Annotated in this window: 9 protein-coding genes; 6 read left to right on the forward strand and 3 right to left on the reverse strand. The window is 68.5% G+C overall.

Annotation, left to right across the window (positions count from 1 at the left end):
- The first annotated feature begins 15 nt into the window (after positions 1-15).
- The 3 genes from cysN to ABLE38_RS02670 all read left to right on the forward strand — a co-directional run bounded on the left by cysN (position 16) and on the right by ABLE38_RS02670 (position 4025).
- Entirely contained in the window at positions 16-1929 is a 1914-nt protein-coding gene (gene cysN / locus ABLE38_RS02660; RefSeq protein WP_348972617.1) for a sulfate adenylyltransferase subunit CysN, read from the forward strand.
- On the forward strand, positions 1929-2663 hold the full coding sequence (locus ABLE38_RS02665; RefSeq protein ID WP_348972618.1) for a 3'(2'),5'-bisphosphate nucleotidase CysQ: 735 nt from the start codon (positions 1929-1931) through the stop codon (positions 2661-2663). The genes cysN and ABLE38_RS02665 overlap by 1 nt, the downstream gene beginning before the upstream one ends.
- Before the next feature lie 210 nt (positions 2664-2873).
- Positions 2874-4025 (forward strand): SET domain-containing protein, encoded by a 1152-nt coding sequence (locus tag ABLE38_RS02670; RefSeq protein ID WP_348972619.1) that lies wholly within the window; start codon positions 2874-2876, stop codon positions 4023-4025.
- Here ABLE38_RS02670 and ABLE38_RS02675 read toward each other — a convergent pair.
- Positions 4022-5872, reverse strand: a complete 1851-nt coding sequence (locus ABLE38_RS02675; RefSeq protein ID WP_348972620.1) for a CHASE4 domain-containing protein — start codon at positions 5870-5872, stop codon at positions 4022-4024. The genes ABLE38_RS02670 and ABLE38_RS02675 overlap by 4 nt on opposite strands.
- The gene (locus tag ABLE38_RS02680) at positions 5872-7746 is read right to left on the reverse strand and encodes an EAL domain-containing protein (protein WP_348972621.1); all 1875 of its coding nucleotides are present in this window, start codon (positions 7744-7746) and stop codon (positions 5872-5874) included. The genes ABLE38_RS02675 and ABLE38_RS02680 overlap by 1 nt, the downstream gene beginning before the upstream one ends.
- Positions 7747-7916: 170 nt before the next feature.
- Here ABLE38_RS02680 and ABLE38_RS02685 point away from each other — a divergent pair, with 170 nt between their 5' ends.
- From ABLE38_RS02685 to ABLE38_RS02695, 3 genes are read left to right on the forward strand one after another with little or no spacing between them, the layout of a single operon-like run.
- Entirely contained in the window at positions 7917-8795 is an 879-nt protein-coding gene (locus tag ABLE38_RS02685) for a CoA ester lyase (RefSeq protein ID WP_348972622.1), read from the forward strand.
- Positions 8795-11326: a PAS domain S-box protein gene (locus ABLE38_RS02690; RefSeq protein ID WP_348972623.1), complete on the forward strand. Its 2532-nt coding sequence runs from the start codon at positions 8795-8797 to the stop codon at positions 11324-11326. The genes ABLE38_RS02685 and ABLE38_RS02690 overlap by 1 nt, the downstream gene beginning before the upstream one ends.
- On the forward strand, positions 11323-11682 hold the full coding sequence (locus ABLE38_RS02695; protein WP_348972624.1) for a response regulator: 360 nt from the start codon (positions 11323-11325) through the stop codon (positions 11680-11682). The genes ABLE38_RS02690 and ABLE38_RS02695 overlap by 4 nt, the downstream gene beginning before the upstream one ends.
- Positions 11683-11723: 41 nt before the next feature.
- Here ABLE38_RS02695 and ABLE38_RS02700 read toward each other — a convergent pair whose 3' ends face one another.
- Entirely contained in the window at positions 11724-20690 is an 8967-nt protein-coding gene (locus tag ABLE38_RS02700) for an Ig-like domain-containing protein (RefSeq protein WP_348972625.1), read from the reverse strand.
- Positions 20691-20836 lie beyond the last annotated feature (146 nt).

Here is a 20836-nt window from a genome sequence, read left to right on the forward strand (position 1 = left end):
TGACGGTTTAAGATTATGACCTCCTACCGCCCCGACGCGCTCATCGCGTCCGACATCTCCGCCTATCTCCAGCTCCACCAGAACAAGTCGCTGCTGCGCTTCATCACCTGCGGCAGCGTCGATGACGGCAAGTCGACGCTGATCGGGCGGCTGCTCTACGATTCGAAGATGATCTTCGAGGATCAGCTCGCCAGCCTCGAGGCCGACAGCAAGCGTGTCGGCACCCAGGGTGGCGAGATCGACTTCGCGCTGCTGGTCGACGGCCTCGCCGCCGAGCGCGAGCAGGGCATCACGATCGACGTCGCCTACCGCTTCTTCGCGACAGAGAAGCGCAAGTTCATCGTCGCCGACACGCCCGGCCACGAGCAATACACCCGCAACATGGTGACCGGCGCCTCGACCGCCGACCTTGCCGTGATCCTGATCGACGCGCGCAAGGGCGTGCTCACCCAGACGCGGCGCCACTCGTACCTGTGCCACCTGCTCGGCATCCGCCACATCGTGCTGGCGGTGAACAAGATGGACCTGATCAGCTACGACCAGGCCGCGTACGATGCGATCGTCGAGGACTATCGCACGTTCGCGCAGAGCATCGGCATCACCAGCTTCACCCCGATCCCGATCTCGGGCTTCAAGGGCGACAACATTGCCGGCATGAGCGAGAACACGCTCTGGTATACCGGCCTCTCGCTGCTCGATCATCTCGAGCGCGTCGAGATCGATGCGGATGCCGATGCCGCGCGGCCCTTCCGCATGCCGGTGCAGTGGGTGAACCGCCCCAATCTCGACTTTCGCGGGTTTGCCGGCATGATCGCGGCGGGCAGCGTGAAGCCGGGCGACAAGGTGCGCATCCTGCCATCGGGCCAGACCACCAGCATCGCCCGGATCGTCGCGCTCGGCGGCGACCGCGCGGAAGCGGTGGCGGGCGAGAGCGTGACGCTGACGCTCGCGGACGAAGTCGATTGCTCGCGCGGCGACGTGATCGCCGTAGCGGACACCCCGCCCCAGGTCGCGGACCAGTTCCAGGCGACGCTCGTCTGGATGGACCAGACCGAGTTGCTGCCGGGCCGCGCCTATTGGCTCAAGCTCGGCACGCAGACGGTGAGCGCCACCGTCCAGCCGCCCAAGCATCTGGTGTGCGTCAACACCATGGCCGAGCTCTCGGGCAAGACGCTCGCGCTTAACGATATCGGCGTGGCCGAGGTCTATACCGACCGCGGCATCGTCTTCGAGGCCTATGCCGACAGCAAGGACCTGGGCGGCTTCATCCTGATCGACAAGGCGACCAATGCCACCGTCGCCGCGGGCATGCTCAACTTCTCGCTGCGCCGCGCGCAGAACGTCCACTGGCAGGCGGTGGAGATCAACCGCGACGCCCATGCCCGGCAGAAGCGCCAGGCGGCGCGGCTGCTGTGGTTCACCGGGCTCTCCGGCTCGGGCAAGTCGACGATCGCCAACATGGTCGAGAAGCGGCTGCACGCGCTCGGCAAGCACAGCTTCCTGCTCGACGGCGACAATATCCGTCACGGCCTGAACAAGGACCTGGGCTTCACCGATGCCGATCGGATCGAGAATATCCGGCGCGTCGGCGAGGTCGCCAAGCTGATGACCGATGCCGGGCTGATCGTGCTCACCGCGTTCATCTCGCCCTTCCGCGCCGAGCGCGAGCTGGTGCGGGCATTGCTGCCCGAGGGCGAGTTCTTCGAGATCTTCGTCGACACACCGCTGGAAGTGGCGGAAGCGCGCGACGTGAAGGGCCTCTACAAAAAGGCCCGCGCCGGCGAAATCGCGCACTTTACCGGCATCTCCAGCCCCTATGAGGCGCCGATCAACCCGGAGATCCGCGTCGACACGACCAAGGAGACACCCGAGGAAGCCGCCGAGCGTATCGTCGAGGCGATCATGGGCACCTGGAGCCCGGTGATTTGATGACGCCAAATCTCCTGCAGGACGCCGAACTCGCCCGTGATATTGCCGAAGAGGCAGGGGCGCTGCTGCTACGCATTCAGGCAGAATGCGCGGGCGGCGACAAGGGCGACCGTGAGGCCAATGCGCTGATCCTCGCCAACCTCGCGCTGGCGCGGCCCGACGACGCGATCCTGTCGGAGGAATCGGCCGACGATCCCGTGCGCCTGCGCGCGCGGCGGGTGTGGATCGTCGATCCGCTCGACGGAACCCGCGAGTTCGCCGAGCGGCGCGAGGATTGGGCAGTGCACATCGCGCTCGCCATCGACGGCAAGCCCGTCGTGGGCGCCGTCGCCCTGCCCCGGCTCGGCTGCACGCTTTCCAGTGACCAGCCGCCGGCCCTCCCCGAAGGCGAATTGCCGCCACGCATGCTCGTCAGCCGAACGCGCCCCAGCAAGCTGTGCGAAGGCGTGGGCGAGCGGATCGGTGCGGTGCATATCGGCATGGGCTCGGCCGGCGCCAAGGCGATGGCGGTGGTACGCGGCGAGGCGGAGATCTACCTCCATTCGGGCGGGCAGCACCAATGGGACAATTGCGCGCCGGTCGCGGTCGCGCTCGCCGCCGGGCTCCACGCCTCGCGGATCGACGGCTCGCCGATCGTCTACAACCAGCCGAGCACGAGCATCCCGGATCTGCTGATCTGCCGCAAGGAATGGGCGCCGATCGTGCTCGAAGCGGTGCGGGACTGCGGGCTCTGAGCCCATTCCGTCATCCCGGCGCAAGCCGGGATCTCAGGCGATGGTGCGGGGCAAGCGCCCACGAGATCCCGGCTTTTGCCGGGATGAAGAATGTGAACTTCGCGCGCTAGGTGACTCCTCTCGACTCCCAGCGACTCGCGGATTCCACGCGAGTCGCGCGTAGACGACGATTCCAGAAGATGGTAAACGCCCCGTTTGGGAGGGAGCGTTTTGACCGCCGATATCTGGTTCTTGCTGGCGATCGGATTCAGCTTTGCGGGCTATGCGACCTACCTGATCGGGCTGCGTCGCGAGCTGGTGGAGCCGAACCGTGCGTCGTGGCTGATCTGGAGCGCGGCGACCACGCTCGAGGCGCTGACCTATGCCGCGGTGAACCCCGGTGCGCCGCAAGGCTGGGTGTTCGCGGTCTCCTCCGTTGCCTGCATCCTCGTCACGCTCAGCATCTGGCGGCGCTCGGCCTGGGCTGCGCCGTCGGGTACCGAGACCTTCTGCATCGCCGCCAGCCTGACCGCGCTGGTGCTATGGCTTGTCTTCCGCGAGGCCTTCTGGGCGCACATGCTGGTGGTCGCCGCCGTGCCGGTGAGCTTCTGGCCGACCTGGGCGAGCGTATGGACCGATCGCAGCCGCGAGCGCTCGCCGGCTTGGGGGCTGTGGACCTTCGGCGACCTCGCCACCTTGCTGGTCGCGGTGCGCGGCGCGGAGCTCGGCGTGGCCGAACTCGGCTATGTCGTGGTCGAGTTCCTCTGCCATGCCAGCGTGTGGTTCCTGATCGGCCTGGCGACGATCAACCCGCTGCGCAGCTTCGGCACGCGCCGGGGCGGGCTGGTCTGGCTCGATCGCTACCGTCCTTCGAACAATCTCTTCAAGGTGGGCGACAACCATCTGGGCAAGGCCGTGTTCGCCGCAAGCGGCTTTGCCGAAGGCGATGTGCTGATCGAGTTCACCGGCCGCCGTTTCCGCGCCGACCAGATCCCCAGCCTGATGCGCGGCCGCGGCGACCGCTTCGTCCAGGTGACGCCCGATCACTATATGGGCCCCTCCGGCCGGATCGACGATCTGGTCAACCATAGCTGCGATCCCAATGCCGGGCTGCGCTTCACCGATCAGGGCGTGTTCCTGGTCGCGGTGCGCGCGATCCAGCCCGGCGAGGAGATCGCCTGGGACTATTCGACGACGCTCCGGGAATCGAACTGGCACATGATCTGCCAGTGCCGCGCCGAAGGCTGCCGCCGGGTGATCGGCAATTTCGACAGCCTCGATCCCGATCGCCAGGAGTGGTTCCGCGCGCGCAACCTGGTCGCGCCGTATCTGCGGCGCAAGGACGACGTGACGGGGCCGCGAAGGGTTGCGGGGCGGCGCTAGGCCGCGATGCCGCTCGGCTGGGCGAGTTGCGCGGTGCCCAGCGTCAGGATCGCCTTGGCGCCCGTTCCCTTGCCGTCGCTGACCAGCTCGAGCTTGCCTTCCATCGCCAGCATCGAATTGGCGCACCAGTGCAGCCCCAGCCCGCCCGACTTGTGCGCGCGAGTCGAGAAGCCGCGCTGGAACAGCGTCGGCGCCTGGGCGGGATCGAAGCCTTCGCCGTCGTCGCGGATGTGGATCTCGGTCACGTCGCCCTTGGCGTGGATCGTCACGGCGATCGAGCCGCTGTTGCGCCCCGCCGCGGCGATCGCCTCGGCGGCGTTGGCGAAGAGGTTGCCGACCACCTGGCTCAGGATCACGCGGTTGGCCATCACCCGGTGCGTGGCCGAGGGGAAGCTGAACGCGATCGAAGTCCCGCCCGAATAGCGCGCGATCGTGGCGTTCTGGGCGACGATGTCGGTGATGTCGCAGGCGTCGAGCGGCGGCCGCTCATGCGCGGCTTCCTGCTGCTGGCCGATGATCTCGAGCACATGGTGCAACGCCTCGCGGCCGACCGCGATCTGGCTGCGACGGTCCGAACGTTCCTGCTCAATGCTTTCGATCGCGGCGGCGAGGAAGGCGACGAGCTTCTGGCGGCGCACCGCCGGCACGTCCTCGTTCGCCAGCTCGGACAGCGCGCGGTCGAGGAGCGCGCGGTCCATCGGCGCGCCGGTGCCCAGCCCCTGGCTCATGATCGTGCTGATCGGATTGAGCGCGTTGCGGACATTGTGCATCACCGCCACCGCGCTCTCGCTGCGGCCCAGGGTGAAGCTCTGCACCTCGAGCTGCTCGCGCAGGTCCTTGAGCTGCTTGAGCATCGAATTGAAGCTGGTGACCAGGCTGCCGATCTCGTCGTCGCGCTGCTTGTCGGTGAGGATGCCGAGCGTGCCCGAGGCGCGGACCACGCCCATATGCTGCTCGACGCGCTTGAGCGGCGCGAGCACCAGCCGGGCTATCATCCGGCGCAGCGCGAGCAGCACGATCGCCAACAGCACCGACGACCCGATCACGGCGAGCAGCAGCATGCGCGTGCCGAGCGTCGAAAGGTCGCGCGGGACCGTATAGGTGGCGGTGGCGACCGAGCGGCCATCGGCGCCGGGGATCGGCACGGCGATGCGGGTGCGGCTGGCGCCCGGCGTCTTGGTGACTTCGGCGACGGGATTGTCCAGCGCCAGGCTCGCCTTGAGCTGGAGCAGGGTGCTGAGCTGCGCGGCCGTGACGGCGCGGGCCATCAGCACATAGCCGCGCGGGGCGCCGCTGCCGTCGCTCTTGCGGACCTGCGCGATGCCGACCGCGGCGAGCGTGTTGCCGAGGCGGATGAAGAAGCCGGCGGAGCTCTGCCCCTTCAGCGCATGCGCGAAATCGAGCCGGGCGATCGTGTCGGCCAGGCGCGCGCGCATCGCCGGGACGTCGGCCTGCTTCTCCAGGTCGAGCCAGCGCGCGATCACGATCGAGCGGTCGGGCCGGACATAGGCCATGCCGTTGACGTCGAGATTGACCATGGCGAGCGTCGAGAAGCTCTCATTCTCGAAGGCGCGCGTCGGATTGGCCATGTAATCGTAGGACGAGGTCCAGTCGCCATAGTCGCGCACCGCATTCTCGACCTTGGCCGAGACGTCGTGGACCACGGCCTGGGTGCGCGCGACATGCGCGTCGACCGCGGCCCGTTCGAGCTGGTTGAAACTCGGCGTGATGACGGAGACGAGCAGCAAGGTGAGCGCAGCGGCGCCGACCACGCCGACGCCGGTCAGGATCAGGACCAGCTTCGCGCCGAGCGACGCCGGCGCCTTGAGGCGCCCCGCGACCGCCATCAGCCGTGCGTCCCGTTGCTCAGCTCGACTTCGGGCTCCTCGCTGCCCATGAAGCGGTTGTTCGCCAGCACCAGCGCGTCTTCGGCGTCCATCGGGCGGGCGAGATAATAGCCCTGCATGTGACTGCAGCCGGCCAGGCGGAGCGCCTGGAGCTGGGCCTGGGTCTCGACGCCTTCGGCGACCACTTCCATGCCCAGCGCGCGGCCGAGATGGATGACCGAATGGACGATCGCGGCGCTCTCGCGCTCGCGGCCCATGCCATCGACGAAGCTGCGGTCGATCTTCAGGCAATCGAGCGCGAAACGACGGATATTGTAGAGGCTCGAATAGCCGGTGCCGAAATCGTCGAGCGCGATGCGGAAGCCCATCTGGCGCAGCTTGAACAGCGTCTCGGCGGCGCGCTCGACATCGTCGAAGATCGCCGTCTCGGTGATCTCGATCTGGAAACGGCCCGGCTCGACCCCGGCGGTGGCGACGCGCTCCATGATGTGCGCGACGAAATTGTGGCGGCGGAACTGGCGCGGCGAGAAGTTCACCGAGACATATTGCCCCGGCCAGGTCTTCACCGTCTCCACCGCGCGATCGATCACCCAGTCGCCCAGCTCGTGGATCAGGTTCGATTCCTCGGCGATCGGGATGAACATGCCCGGCGAGACCATGCCATATTCGGGGCTGCACCAGCGGATCAGCGCCTCGAAGCCGGTGATCTCGAGCTGGTCGCGGCCGACGATCGGCTGGAAGACCAGCTTGAGCTCGCCCTTGGCGATGGCCTCCGAAAGCCCGCCTTCGATCTGGCGGCGGAAGCGGATCGATTCATCCATCGCCTCGTCGAACAGGCGGACCATGCCGCGGCCGCTGTGCTTGGCCTCGTTGAGCGCCAGGTCGGCGCGGCGCATCACGTCGATCGGATCGTGGATCGTGCTCGGCGCGACGACCATCAGGCCGACCGAGGCGCCGCCCTGCACCGAATGGCCGAACACCTTGAAGCTGATCGAGACCGCCTTGAGCAGCCGCTCGGCGATCATCTCCGCCTCGTCCTCGCCCGTCACCGGGTAGAGCATCGCGAATTCGTCGCCGCCCAGCCGGGCGACGAAGCCGTCCGCCGGCACCTTGTCGCGCAGGATCTCGCAGACCATGCGGATCAGCTCGTCGCCGGCGAGATGGCCGAGCGTGTCGTTGACGATCTTGAACCGGTCGAGGTCCATCATCGCCATCGCGAAGCACTGGTCGCCCTTCACGGCCTGGCCGAGCATGTGGAGGAAGGAAAGGCGATTGGGTGCGTCGGTCAGCGAATCATGGTTGGCCATGTGGACGGCGCGCGATTCATTCGCGGCCAGCTCGAGCTTCTGCTCCTCGAGCAGGGCGATCGCGCCGCGCAGCTTGCCATCGGCTTCCCAGCGATGCGACAGCGCCGTGGCGGTCTGCATCACTTCCTCGGCCTGGAAGGGCTTGGCGATGTAGAAGATCTTGTCGGCCGGACCGGCGGCGCGGCTGATGTCGAGCGGCGAGAAATCGGAATAGCCGGTGACGATCACCAGGTTGATGTCCGGATCGAGCGCGCGGATGCGGCGGGCAGTTTCCTTGCCGTCGATGCCCGGTGGCATGCGCACGTCGATGAACGCGACGGCGAAGCGCTCGCCCTTCTCGATCGAATCCTTGATCGCCTCGACCGCGTCGAGCCCCTGGTTGAAATGCGCGCAGTCGAATTCGAGCGTATCGTTGGCCGGTTCGGGCTCGGCAGCGGCATCGTCATCGCCGAAAAGTTCGGCCGCCATGGCATTGAGCGCGCCGGCATTTCCGCCGCTGCGTGCCCCGAACACCTGGCGATACGACGCGTGCATCGCCGGTTCGTCGTCCACGATCAAAATGCGCACGTGCCTGTGTCCCCTCGCTCAATCCTGCAAACGGGGTAAGCGGACAGCGTTAAGGAGGCGTAAAATCGTTACGCCCGCGCAGGCGAAATGCGGCGGCAAAGGGTTAAGGCGCGGCACAGTTTACCCGCCTCCCCCAGCAGTTTAGCAAGGACGGATAACAGGAGGATGTTTTGACCGAAGTGCTTGCCGCCCGATCCTTGTTGTTCGCGCCGGGGGATTCCGAGCGCAAGCTGGCCAAGGCCGGGGCGAGCGGAGCGGACCTCGTGCTGCTCGATCTCGAGGACGCGGTGGCGCCGCCGAACAAGGCCGCGGCGCGGGCGCTGGTCGCCGAGCACCTCCGGACGGCGCCCCGCGCGCAGCCGCAATGGGTGCGGATCAACCCGCTCGATACCGGGCATGCGCTGGCCGACCTCGCCGCGATCGTGCCTGGCGCTCCGGACGGGATCATGCTGCCCAAGGCGACGCGCGTCGAAGCCGAGCTGCTCCATCACTACCTCACCGCGCTCGAGGCCGCGCACGGCCTGCCCCAGGACAAGATCCGCACGATCGTGGTGGCGACCGAAACCGCGCCGGCAATCTTCGGCCTCGGCAACTATGCCGGCTGCCCGCGCCTCGCCGCGCTCACCTGGGGGGCGGAGGACAGCGCGACGGCGCTGGGCGCGACGCACAACCGGGACGAGAGCGGCGAATATGACTTCCCCTACCAGGTGTTCCGCGCGCTTGCGCTCGCCGGCGCCGCGGCGGCGGGCGTGACCCCGATCGAGACGATCCATGGCGACTTCCGCGATCTCGACGGATTGGAAAAGGTCGCAACCAAGGCACGCCGTGCGGGTTTCCGCGGGATGCTTGCCATCCATCCGGATCAGGTTCCGGTGATCAATCGCGCCTTTTCGCCGAGCTCAGCCGAAATCGAGCGCGCGAACCGCATCGTCGGCGCCTTCGCGGCCAATCCCGGCGCCGGCACGATCGGCCTCGACGGCGAAATGCTCGACATGCCGCACCTCAAGCGCGCCCAGGCCGTGCTCGCGATGCGGCGCGACGAGGCCTGATGGCCAATACGCCTGCCGAACCGCTCCCGGTGGGCGAAGACGAATTCCGCCTGATCGCGGACAGCGCTCCGGTCGCGGTATGGGTGACGCGGCTCGATCGCCGGCGCAGCTTCGTCAACCGCGCCTATGTCGCGTTCCTGGGCGTGTCCTATGAAGAGGCGCTGGAGTTCGACTGGCGGCAGATCATCCACCCCGACGACGCTGCCCGGCTGCTCCAGGAATCGATCGCCGGCGAGGCCAGCCTGGAGAGTTTCGCGCTCGAGGGCCGCTATCGCAGTGCCCAGGGCGAATGGCGCTGGCTGCACTCCACCTCGCAGCCCCGCCGCGACGCGCAGGGGCGCCATATCGGCTTCATCGGCGTCGCCCATGACGTGACCGAGGCCAAGACCGCCGAGCTCGCCCTGCGCGAGCGGGAGGCGCAGCTTTCCGCGTTCATCAACCAGACCACCGCCGGCTTCGCCCAGGTCGACATCGCGGGCAACTTCACGCTGGTGAACGATCGCTTCTGCGAGATCGCCGGCTGGAGCCGCGACGAGCTGATGGGCATGACGATGCAGGCGATCACCCATCCGGACGATCTCGGCCGCAACCTGCCGCTGTTCGAGCACGCGGTGCGCGACGGCACGCCCTACACGCACGAGAAGCGCTATGTCCGCAAGGACGGTGGCGTCGTCTGGGTGAACAATTCGGTGGCGGTGATCCGCCGCGCCGATGGCGAGCCGTTCGGCGTGCTCTCGGTGACGCTCGACGTGACGCAGCGCCGCGAAGGCGAGGAAGCGCTGCGCAAGGGCGAGGAGACGCTGCGCCTCGCCACCGAGGCGGCCGGCATGGCGACCTGGGAACTCGATCTCGAGACGATGGAAGGCAGCTGGTCGCCCAACCGCTTCGACCTTCTCGGCATGCCGCGCCGGCCCGATGCGCGCGGCAGCTTCGAGGAATGGCTCGACCGCGTGCACCCCGACGACCGTGCCGCGGTCCAGGAAGCGGCGCTGCGCTGCTTCACCGAAGGCACGCCCTACACGATCACCTATCGCATCCTGCGCGCCGATGACGGGGCCGAGCGCTGGCTGCAGAGCCATGGCAGCCGCATCGATTATGGCGACAGCCGGCCCAGCCGCTTCGTCGGCGTGTCGTTTGACGTCACCGATCGCAAGCGTGCCGAGGATGAGCTGCGCCGCAGCGAGGAAGGCACCAGGCTGGCGATCGAAGGCGCCGGCATGGCGACCTGGGAGCTCGATCTCGGCACGATGGAAGGCGAATGGTCGGCCAATCGCTTCGACCTGCTCGGCCTGCCCCGCACCCTGGACCTACGCGGCACGGTGGAAGAGTGGCTCGAGCGCGTCCATGGCGAGGATCGCGATCGGGTCGAGGCGGCGGCGCGGCGCTGCTTCGACGAGGGAGTGGCCTATGCCATCGAATATCGCATCTGCCGCGCCGACGATCGCAGCGAGCGCTGGCTGCAGAGCCATGGCAGCCGGATCGACTTCGCCGATGGCCGGTCGAGCCGCTTCGTCGGCGTCTCGTTCGACATCACCGATCGCAAGCATGCCGAGGAGCAGCTGCGCGAGAGCGAGGCGCGCTTCCGCACGATCTTCGAGCAGGCCAACGACTTCCTGATCACCACCACGCTCGACAACCGCGTGACATCGGTCAACCCGGCGGTTCTGGAGGCGATCGGCTATTCCAGGGACGAGATCATCGGCCACTCGATCGCCGAGTTCATGGATCCGGACCAGTTCGCGATCAGCATGGACGCGTTCAACCGCAAGCTCCAGCATGGCGGCTCGACCCGCCTGACCGTCAAGCTGCGCGCCAAGGACGGGCGCGAGCTGATCTGGGAAGTCAATTCGCAGCTCAGCCTCGATGACCAGGGCCACCCGGTGGCGCTGCACGCGATCGGGCGCGACATGACCGAGGCGAAGCGCGCCGAGGCGCATCTGCGGCTGCTCGTCGACGAGCTCAACCATCGCGTGAAGAACACGCTGGCGATCGTGCAGGGCATCGCGCAGCAGAGCTTCAAGGACGATGTGCCGCCGCGCCAGGCCCGCGCCGCGTTCGAAGGGCGGCTGGCGGCGCTGTCCGAGGCGCACAATTTGCTCACCCGCGAGCATTGGAGCCTCGTCTCGATGCGCCAGATCATCGACGACGCGCTGCGCCCGCATGGCGGCGATGCCGGCCGCTTCACGCTCGACGGTCCCGACCTGACGATCCTGCCCAAGACGGCGATCAGCCTGGCGCTGGCGATCCACGAGCTGGCGACCAATGCGGTGAAGCACGGCGCGCTCTCGCGGCCCGAGGGCCGGGTGGCGATCGCCTGGCAGCGCGTGCGCGAAGGCGGTCCTGCGCGGCTCACCATGCGCTGGGAAGAGCAAGGCGGCCCGGCGGTCACGGTGCCGACCCGGCGCGGCTTCGGCACCCGGATGATCGAACGTGGCCTCGCCGCCGAGCTGGGCGGCACGGTTAAGATCGATTTCAGCCCGAAAGGCCTCATTTGCACCGTCGATGCCCCCCTCCCCGAGGGCGCCGAATGAGCCCCCTCCAGGGCCTCCGCATCCTCGTCGTCGAGGATGAGCCGGTGGTGGCGATGTACCTCGAGGACCTGCTCGACGCGCTGGGGTGCGAGACGATCGGGCCGGCGAGCCGGCTGGCCGATGGGCTGGCGCTCGCCGAGGCCGGCGGGTTCGACGCGGCGATCCTCGATATCAATCTGGGCGGCGAACGCAGCACGCCGATCGCCGAGACGCTGCGCGCCCACGGCGTGCCCTTCGCCTTTGCCAGCGGCTATGGCAATCCTCCCGAGGGGTTCGGCGAAAGTGTGCCGATGCTCGAAAAGCCCTATCGCGAAGCGCAGGTCGCCAGCGCGCTCGAGCAGATCCTCGGGCAATAAGGCTTCGGGGCCGCGCAAGGCGGCCCCGAGCCCCTCTCCGATCAGAACTGCTTCGACAGCCGGAGCTGCAGCGTGCCTGCCTTCTCGCCCTGGCCCGTGCGCAGGCCGGTCTCGAAGTCGAACGACCAGCCGCCGCGCAGGATGTCGAAGCGCGTGCCGATGCTCAGCTGGAGCTGCTCGCGCTTCCAGCCATTGCCCGCCAGCGCATAGGCCGCCGCACCCGGGATATCGGCATAATCGAGCCACTGCGCGTCGACATCGGCGAACTCATGGTTCCACTCCGCGCGGACCCGCGGGGTGATCGAACCGAAGCTCACCTTCTGGCGATACTCGAAACGGGCGCCGAGCGTGCCGGTCACCGAGCGAACATCACGCGCATCGAAGCGCAGATTGTACCGCCCTGCTCCGGTCTCCGTATAGGCGTCGAGGTTCGCATCGAGATACTCGCCGCGGCCATAGATCGACCATTGCAGCGCACCGGTGGTGCGATCGGCACCGAGCGAGATCGCCGCCACCGTGTAGCTGCCGTCGCGGCTGCCGCGCGCCGTCGCGTCCACCGCCGCGGCAAGGCGCCGGGTGGTGAAATCGAGCTGGCCGCGGCCGATCACGCCATCGACGAACATCCCGCTGGCCGGCTCGAGGCTGGCATAGGCCGCGTAGAGCGTGCTCGTGCTGCGCACCCGCGCCGCCGTGCCGATCTCGCTGGTGTCGCTGCCATAGCCGCCGCCCACGCCGACCACCACGCCTTCGGCCAGCTTGATGTCGGCGCCGGCGCTCAGGCCCGCCGTGGTGGCCGTGACCTTGCTGCGATCGGTGGTCTTGTCGCGCGTACCGATGTCGATCGCACCGCCGGCCCAGGTCGCCACCGAGCCTATCCGCCGAGTGCCATCGCCTCCGTCTGCATCGACCGGCTTGCCCGGTGCCGCCGCCTTGCCGCCCGGCGTGCTGCCGGCGACCACGCCGGTGCCGCTGGTCATGACGTTGCGGTCATAGCCGAGCTGGGTCGAGCGCGAGAGCGGCGAGTTCGGATCGTTGGCGAAGCGACCGATCGCAGGATCCTCGCCCGACATGCGCATCCGCTCGGTGATCGCCAGGCCCCAATCCTTGTCGTCGGGGCGCTGCATCGGCGCCGAGCCGTCGCGCGAGGCGAGCGAGACGCCCATCGCCATGCCGGCGGTGCCGCCACCATGATGGAGCTGCTCGGTGCGGCGCATGAAGTTGGACACCTGCGCCCGGGCGAAGCGACGGGTCGCCTCGGACTGGGCATCGCTGATCGCACCGACATTCGGATCGTTGCGCGGATCCGGGCGGGCCTGGACCGTCAGCGTCACCGTCGACGGTGCCGAGGCGCCATAGGCGTTGCTCAGCGTGTAGGTGACCACGATCGTGCCGCCGAAGCGGTTGTTCGGCGTCACGTCGAGACGGTACCCCCCGCTCGCCGCGACGATCGCCGTGCTGGCCGAATTGGCCGGCGAGACGCTCACCACGGTTGCGCCGGTGAACGGCCCGCGCTGCGCGCCGTCGGTCAGCATCACCGAGACCATCTGGCCGTCACCGGCCGTCGCGGTCTTCGGCGTCGCCACCGGGACGCTGCCGACCACGGTGATGGCAACGGTCCCCGGTGCCGAGGTGCCGCCCGGGCCGGTCGCCGTGAAGGTGAAGCTGTCGCTGCCGACATAGCCGGCGGCCGGCGTGTAGGTGGCGATATAGGGCGTGACCGGCGCCGCGACCGCACCCGGCAGCGGGCCGGCACCGCCGCTCAGCGTGACTGTGCCATGTGCCGGCTGGCTGGCGATCTGGATCGACGTGTAGACGCCGGTAACCAGCGACGAGAGGTTGATCTGGACGCTGGTGCCGGTGGTGGTGGTGCTGCCCGCAACCGTGCCGGTGCCCGGCTGGGCGGCCGGCGGCGGCGGTGTCGCGACGTTCAGCCCAACGGCCGCCTCGCTCGAGGTGCCGCCCGGACCGGTGACGGTGTAGCCGAAGCTGTCCGCGCCGTAATAGCCGGTGGCGGGAACATAGGTGACCACGTCGCCGCTCACCGTCGCGCTGCCATGCGTCGGCGGCGTGCTGATCGTCAGCGTTGCGTGCACGCCGGTGACCGAGCTCGACAAGTCGATCGCGGTGCCGGGGCTGTTATAGGCCACCGCCACGCCGCTGCGCGCAGCGCCGACCGGAGCGGCCGGTGTCGCCACCGTCAGGTTCACCGTCGCCGGTGCGGAGGACCCGCCAGGCCCGGTCGCCGTGTAGGTGAAGCTGTCGGCACCGTAATAGGCCGCGGCGGGCGTGTAGGTCACCACGTCTCCGGCAATCGTCACCGTGCCGTGCGACGGTGCCGTGCCGATCGCGATGCTGCTGTGGACACCCGTCACCGAGGCAGAGAGGTCGATCGCAGTCCCGCTGCTCGCATAGGGCACTGCGACACCGCTCTTGTCGGCCGCCGTGGGTGCCGGCGGCGTCGCCACCGTCAGGCTCACCGTTGCCGGCGCGGAGGTCCCGCCCGGGCCGGTCGCCGTATAGGTGAAGCTGTCCGCACCGAAATAGGTGGCAGCGGGTGTGTAGGTCACCACGTCGCCCGCGATGCTTACCGTGCCGTGCGCCGGTGCCGTGCCGATCGCAATGCTGCCATGCACGCCGGTGATCGAGGCGGAGAGGTCGATCGCGGTGCCGGTGCTCGCATAGGGCACCGCCACGCCGGGCTTGTTCGCCGCCACAGGCGCCGCCGGGGTAGTAACGCTCAGGCTGACGGTGGCGACGTTCGACGGGCCGCCGGGCCCGGTCGCCGTGTAGGTGAAGCTGTCCGCACCGAAATAGCCGGTCGTGGGCGTGTAGGTCACCACATCCCCGGAGATGCTCGCCGTGCCGTGCGCCGGCGCGGTGCCGATCGCGATGCTCGCGTGCACGCCGGTGATCGAGGCAGACAGGTCGATCGCGGTGCCGGTGCTCGCATAGGGCACCGCCACGCCGGGCTTGTCCGCCGCCACCGGTGCCGCCGGCGTCGCCACCGTCAGGCTCACCGTCGCCGGTGCGGAGGTCCCGCCCGGGCCGGTCGCCGTGTAGGTGAAGCTGTCCGCACCAAAATAGGTCGCCGGATTGGGCGCGTAAGTCACCACATCGCCCGCGATGCTCACCGTGCCATGCGCCGGTGCGGTGCCGATCGCGATGCTCGCGTGCACGCCAGTGACCGAAGCCGACAGGTCGATCCCGGTGCCGGTGCTCGCATAGGGCACCGCCACGCCGGTCTTGTTCGCCGCCACCGGTGCCGCCGGCGTCGCCACCGTCAGGCTTACCGTCGCCGGTGCGGAGGTCCCGCCCGGGCCGGTCGCCGTGTAGGTGAAGCTGTCCGCGCCGTAATAGGTCGCCGGGTTCGGCGTGTAGGTCACCACGTCGCTTGCGATCGTCACCGTGCCGTGCGCCGGCGCCGTGCCGATTGCGATGCCCGAGTGCACCCCGGTGATCGAGGTCGACAGGTCGATCGCGGTACCGGTGCTCGCATAGGGCACCGCCACGCCGGTCTTGTCGGCACTCACCGGTGCCGGCGGCGTCGCGACGTTCAGGCCCACCGTCGCCGGCGAGGACGTGCCGCCGGGGCCGGTGGCCGTGTAGGTGAAGCTGTCCACGCCGTAATAGTTGGTGGCGGGGGTATAGGTCACGACGTCGCCCGCGATGCTCACCGTGCCGTGCGCAGGCGCGGTGCCGATCGCGATGCTGCTGTGAACGCCGGTGATCGACGTCGAGAGATCGATCCCGGTGCCGGGGCTGTTATAGGGCACCGCCACGCCAGGCTTGGCCGCCGCGGTGGGTGCGGCAGGCGTCGCCACCGTCAGACCCACCGTCGAGACGTTCGACGTCCCGCCCGCGCCGGTCGCGGTGTAGGTGAAGCTGTCGGTGCCGAAATAGCCCGCGGTCGGCGTGTAGGTCACGACATCGCCCGCGATGCTGGTCGAGCCATGCGTCGGCGCCGTGCCGATAGCGATGCTGCTGTGAGGTCCGCCGCTGATCGAGGCCGAGAGATCGATTGCCGTGGCGGTATCATACGCCACTGCCACGCCCGGCTTGTTGGCCGTGATCGGCTTGTCGATGAAGGTGAACGCGCCCGGCGTGGGCGAGGTCTGCCCATTGACCGTGACCGTCACATTGACCGCGCCCGAGCCGGTGGCTGGCGCAGTGACGGTGAGCGAGGTCGGGCTCGCCGCGGTGACGGTGCCGGCAGCGGCACCGAAATTGACGGTGTTGTTGCCCGGCGCCGTGCTGAAGCCGGTGCCGCTGACCGTCACCACCTGGCTGACCGGGCCCGAAGGCGGCGAGACGCCGGTAACGGTCGGCACGACGACGAAGCTGTTGCCCGGCGTCGACGGGGTGGTCGGATAGCCGCTGGGCGTGAAGGCGCCCAGTGCCAGCCCGGCGCTCGAACCTGCGGTCGTGCCGGTATAGTCCAGCGTAACGGTGCAGCCGCCCGCGGGGATGGAGAAGCCGTTGAACTGGAAATTCGCGCCCGCATCCGAGCCGCTGGCACCGCACGAGCCGCCCAGCGCCCCCCGAGTGAGCAGCGCCGACCCGCTGAGCAGCGGCGCGATGTTCGGCGAAGCCGAGGCGTTGGGGTTGGTGAAGGAGAGCGTGGCAGTGCCGGTGGCGCCGACACCCAGCGTCGACGGTGCGAAGCTCAGCGTCGCACCGATCGCGCCCGCCGCATTGACCGTGAAGCTCTGCTGCGCCTGCGTCGCCGCGTTCCAGTTCGAATCGCCGGCCTGGTTGGCGTCGAGCACGCAGGTACCGGTCGACACGAAGGTCACCGTATTGCCCGAAAGCGCGCAGCCGGTGCTGGCACCGTCGAGCGTGAAGCTGACCGACAGTCCCGAGGATGCCGTGGCGCTAACGGTATAGGACGCGCCGCCGACACCCACACCGACCGGCGCAGTCGAGGTGAAGCTGATCGTCTGGGTGCCCTTGGCGATGGTGACGGTGGTGACCGGCGTGTCCGCGGTCACTGCCGGGCCCTGGCTGTCGGTCGCCCGCACGATGTAGCTGAAGGTGCCCGCAACCGTCGGCGTGCCCGAGACGGTGCCCGTGCTCGCATTGAGGGTGGTGCCCGGCACGAAGGCGCCGGCGCTGAGCGAATAGGTGTAGGGCGCAACACCGCCCGAGGCCGGGTTGGCCTGGCTGTAGCTGGCGCCGACCGCGAGGCCCGTAGCCGCGTTGTTGGTGATCACCAGATTGGCCGGCGTCACCGTGAAGCTGCGCACCACGTCGCTCGCCGCATTCCAGTTCGCGTCACCCGCCTGGCTGGCGGTGACCGAGCAGGTGCCGGTCGCCACCAGCGTGAGCGTGGTGCCCGAGACCGTGCAGACGCCCGTCGTGGTCGAGGCGAAGCCGACCGTCAGCGGTGAGGTCGTCGTTGCCGTCAGCGTCAGCGGCGAGGCCGAGAGCGAGGCATTGCTCAGCGCCGCAAAGGTGATCGTCTGGCTGCCCTTGGCGATCGTTCCCGAGACGGTGGCACCCGTCGCGGTCACCGGCGTGCCCTGGCTGTCGGTCGCCTGGATGGCGTAGCTGAACGCGCCCGCGGTATTCGGCGTGCCCGAAACCGTGCCGTTCAACATGTTGAGCGAGGTGCCGGCGGGCACCGCACCCGAGGCGAGCGCATAAGTGTAGGGCGAGGTGCCGCCTGAGGCCGGGTTGGCCTGGCTGTAGCCGGTGCCGACAATGGTGGCGGAGGGCGCGGCCGGCGTCACCACCAGCGTCGCCGGCGTCACCGTGAAGCTGCGCACCACGTCGCTCGCCGCATTCCAGTTGCTGTCGCCCGCCTGGCTGGCGGTGAGCGAGCAGGTCCCGGTGGTCAGCAGCGTCACCGAATTGCCCGAGACGGTGCAGACGCCGGTGGTCGTCGAGGCGAAGCCGACCGCGAGGCCAGAAGTGGCGCTGGCCGACAGCGTCAGCGGCGAGGCCGAGAGCGAGGCATTGCTCAGCGCGCCGAAGCTTATCGTCTGGGTGCCCTTGGCGATGGTGACGGTAGTGACCGGCGTGTCCGCGGTCACTGCCGGGCCCTGGCTGTCGGTCGCCCGCACGATGTAGCTGAAGGTGCCCGCAACCGTCGGCGTGCCCGAGACGGTGCCCGTGCTCCCGTTGAGGGTGGTGCCCGGCACGAAGGCGCCGGCGCTGAGCGAATAGGTGTAGGGCGCAACACCGCCCGAGGCCGGGTTGGCCTGGCTGTAGCTGGCGCCGACCGCGAGGCCCGTAGCCGCGTTGTTGGTGATCACCAGGTTGGCCGGCGTCACCGTGAAGCTGCGCACCACGTCGCTCGCCGCATTCCAGTTCGCGTCACCCGCCTGGCTGGCGGTGACCGAGCAGGTGCCCGTCGCCACCAGCGTGAGCGTGGTGCCCGAGACCGTGCAGACGCCCGTCGTGGTCGAGGCGAAGCCGACCGTCAGCGGCGAGGTCGTCGTTGCCGTCAGCGTCAGCGGCGAGGCCGAGAGCGAGGCATTGCTCAGCGCCGCAAAGGTGATCGTCTGGCTGCCCTTGGCAACCGCGACGCTATAGTTGTTGGCCACGGTGTAAGGGCCGCCGCTGCCGACCGTCGAGCTGTCGGTGGCGGTCACGGTGAAGTTGAAGGTGCCGGCCGTGGTCGGCGTCCCGGTAAGCGCGCCACCTGCAGACAGCGTGGTCCCCGTGGGGACGGTGCCGGTGGCGACATAACTGTACGTCGACGTGCCGCCGCTCGCGGTGAAGGTCTGCGAATAGCCGGTGCCGACGGTCGCGCCGGGCAGCGCGCCCGCGGCGGGGCTCATCGACAGCGTTGGCGATGCGATGGCGAGCGTCAGCGAGCCGCTCGTCTGCGTGAACGGCCCGGTGCCGAGCGAACTGTCGGTCACGGTCGCCGTGAAGGTGAAGTTGCCGCTCGACGCCGGCGTACCGCTGATCGTGCAATCGGGATTGAGCTGCGTGCCCGAAGGCAGCGCGCCCGACGCCAGCGTGGTGCTGCACGTATAGGGCGCGCGGCCGCCGGTGGTGTTGATCTGCACGCCCGACAGCGCGATGCCGCGCGTGCCGCTGCCCGCAAGGCTGCTCGCCAGCGTCGGGTTGCTGACCGGCACCGTCACCGTTGCCGGCGCGGACGTGCCGCCGCCATTGGTCGCGGTGAAGGTGAAGCTGTCATTGCCACGGAAGCCGGTCGGCGCGGTGTAGGTCACCAAACCCGCGCTGCTGATCGACACCGAGCCGCCCTGGGCGGTCGTCGCCGAGCCGACGGCGTAGGCGGTCGGGCTGTTGGTCGCGTGGCCAGCCACGCTGAAGGTCGTGCCCGACACGTTGTACGCCACCGCCGACGCCGTGAAGCTGCTGGCGACCGGCGTGGGAGTGACCGTGAAGGTGTTGGTGTTCGAGTTCGCACTGACCAGCCCGTCCGCGTTGGTCGCGGTGGCACGGAAATTGTGCGAGGTCGCGGACAGTCCCGTCGGCTGCACCTTGGTCCAATTGCCCGCACCGTCCGACGTGGTCGTGCCGATCGACGAGCCGTCGACATAGACGGTGACGGTCACGCTCGCGTCGGACGTGCCGGTATAGTTCGGCGTGGTCGTGCCGATGGTCGATCCGTTGGCCGGCGTAACCGCCACCGGCGCGTTCGGCGGGACGCTGAAGATGAACTGGTTGCCCGGTGCACTCGCGCTGGTACCGCCCGAAGTCGTCACCACGACATTGACCGTGCCGGCCGCATGGCTCGGCGATACCGCGGTGATCTGCGTGGCGCTGTCGCGAACGAAACTGCCGGCCGCGGTTCCGCCGAAGCTGACGGCGGTGATGTTGTAGAAATTGGTGCCGGTGAGCACGACCGAAGTGCTGCCCGCCGTGCTGCCGGTGCTCGGGGCGAGGCTGGCGACCGTCGGCGCATCCTGCGTGATCACGAAGTTGGTGATCGCTTCGTTGGACTGCGTGTAGGCCGACGCAGTGCCGCCATTCGCGCCGGTCACCGAGCTGTCGGTGATATCGACATTGAAGCTGTAGGTGCCAGGTGTAGTCGGCGTGCCGGTCAGCGTGCAGTTGCTGTTGAGCGTGACGCCCGCCGGCAGCGCCGCCGATCCGCCGTTCAGCGCGCAGCTATAGGGCGAATTGCCGCCACTGGGCGTGACGGAATAGCCCGACAGCGCCGTACCGACTTTGGCATTGGCTCCGGTAAGCGACGCGGTGATCGTCGGGTTGCCGACGCTGACGGTGACCGTGGCCGGGCTGGAGTTGCCGCCACTATTGCTGGCGATCGCGAAGAAGGTGTCGTTGCCGCGATAGCCGACCCGGGGCGTATAGGTCGCCACGCCCGAACTGTTTATCGTCACGCTGCCGCCGCCGGTGGTGGCCGCGCTGGCGCCATAGGTCCCGCCCGAAGCATTCGAGACGGTGTAGCCGGTCGGCGAGTTCTGGACATTGCCGCCGCTGCCGACGTCGATGTTGGTCGCCGTGGTCGTGCTGGGATTGTAGGCGACGGTCGAGCCATAGGTGAAGCTGCTGAGCGTCGGTGCCGAGGCTGCGGGCGTGCAGGTCGCCGTGATGTTGACGACACCGGAGGCGTTCACCGCGCCACCGACCTGCGAAACCGAAATGCCTGCGGCAACCGTTCCGGCAGGAATCGTCCCGCTGTTCGACGCGCTGGTTACCGACGAGACGCTGGCGGCAGACAATGCCGTCGTCGTGCCGCCGGTCGAATAGCGCAACTGCGCGCGGATATTGTTCGATCCGGAATGCGAAGTCGCCGTGATGGTAAAGCTGATGACGTCGCCGGCCGTGAATGAATAAGTGGTGGTATCATTCGGGGCGAAATGATCCAGGCCGATATTCGCTGTTTCGGTATATGTCGTATTCGAGCGGACATATTGCAGGGTCGACGAGGAATCGGAATCCTTTGCGGTCGTGCTCGTGACCGAGCCCGTCGTATACGTCGTCGAGTGGTTGAGCACGCCGCTGTTGACGGCATTGCAACCAGTCGAAGCGGCATGCACGGCGACCGGAAGTGTCGCACTGCCCATGGCGGCGACGCCTATCAGGGTCCGGAAAATCTTCGCGCTTAGCCGGAGTCGCGGCGCGGATCGAGAAGCGCTCTGCCCATCGAGATTCAGAAACGGAAGCGCAATTCGCTTCGCAGAAGCGCGAAGCGTGCGCGTCAACCCACTGT

It is taken from the genome of Sphingomonas sp. KR3-1, from assembly GCF_040049295.1.
Classification (GTDB): Bacteria; Pseudomonadota; Alphaproteobacteria; order Sphingomonadales; family Sphingomonadaceae; genus Sphingomonas.

Coding starts and splice junctions, on each gene's coding strand:
- cysN (WP_348972617.1), top strand. CDS start 16: ATGACCTCCTACCGCCCCGACGCGCTCATCGCGTCCGACATCTCCGCC.
- ABLE38_RS02665 (WP_348972618.1), top strand. CDS start 1,929: ATGACGCCAAATCTCCTGCAGGACGCCGAACTCGCCCGTGATATTGCC.
- ABLE38_RS02675 (WP_348972620.1), bottom strand. CDS start 5,872: ATGGCGGTCGCGGGGCGCCTCAAGGCGCCGGCGTCGCTCGGCGCGAAG.
- ABLE38_RS02690 (WP_348972623.1), top strand. CDS start 8,795: ATGGCCAATACGCCTGCCGAACCGCTCCCGGTGGGCGAAGACGAATTC.
- ABLE38_RS02695 (WP_348972624.1), top strand. CDS start 11,323: ATGAGCCCCCTCCAGGGCCTCCGCATCCTCGTCGTCGAGGATGAGCCG.
- ABLE38_RS02700 (WP_348972625.1), bottom strand. CDS start 20,690: ATGGGCAGTGCGACACTTCCGGTCGCCGTGCATGCCGCTTCGACTGGT.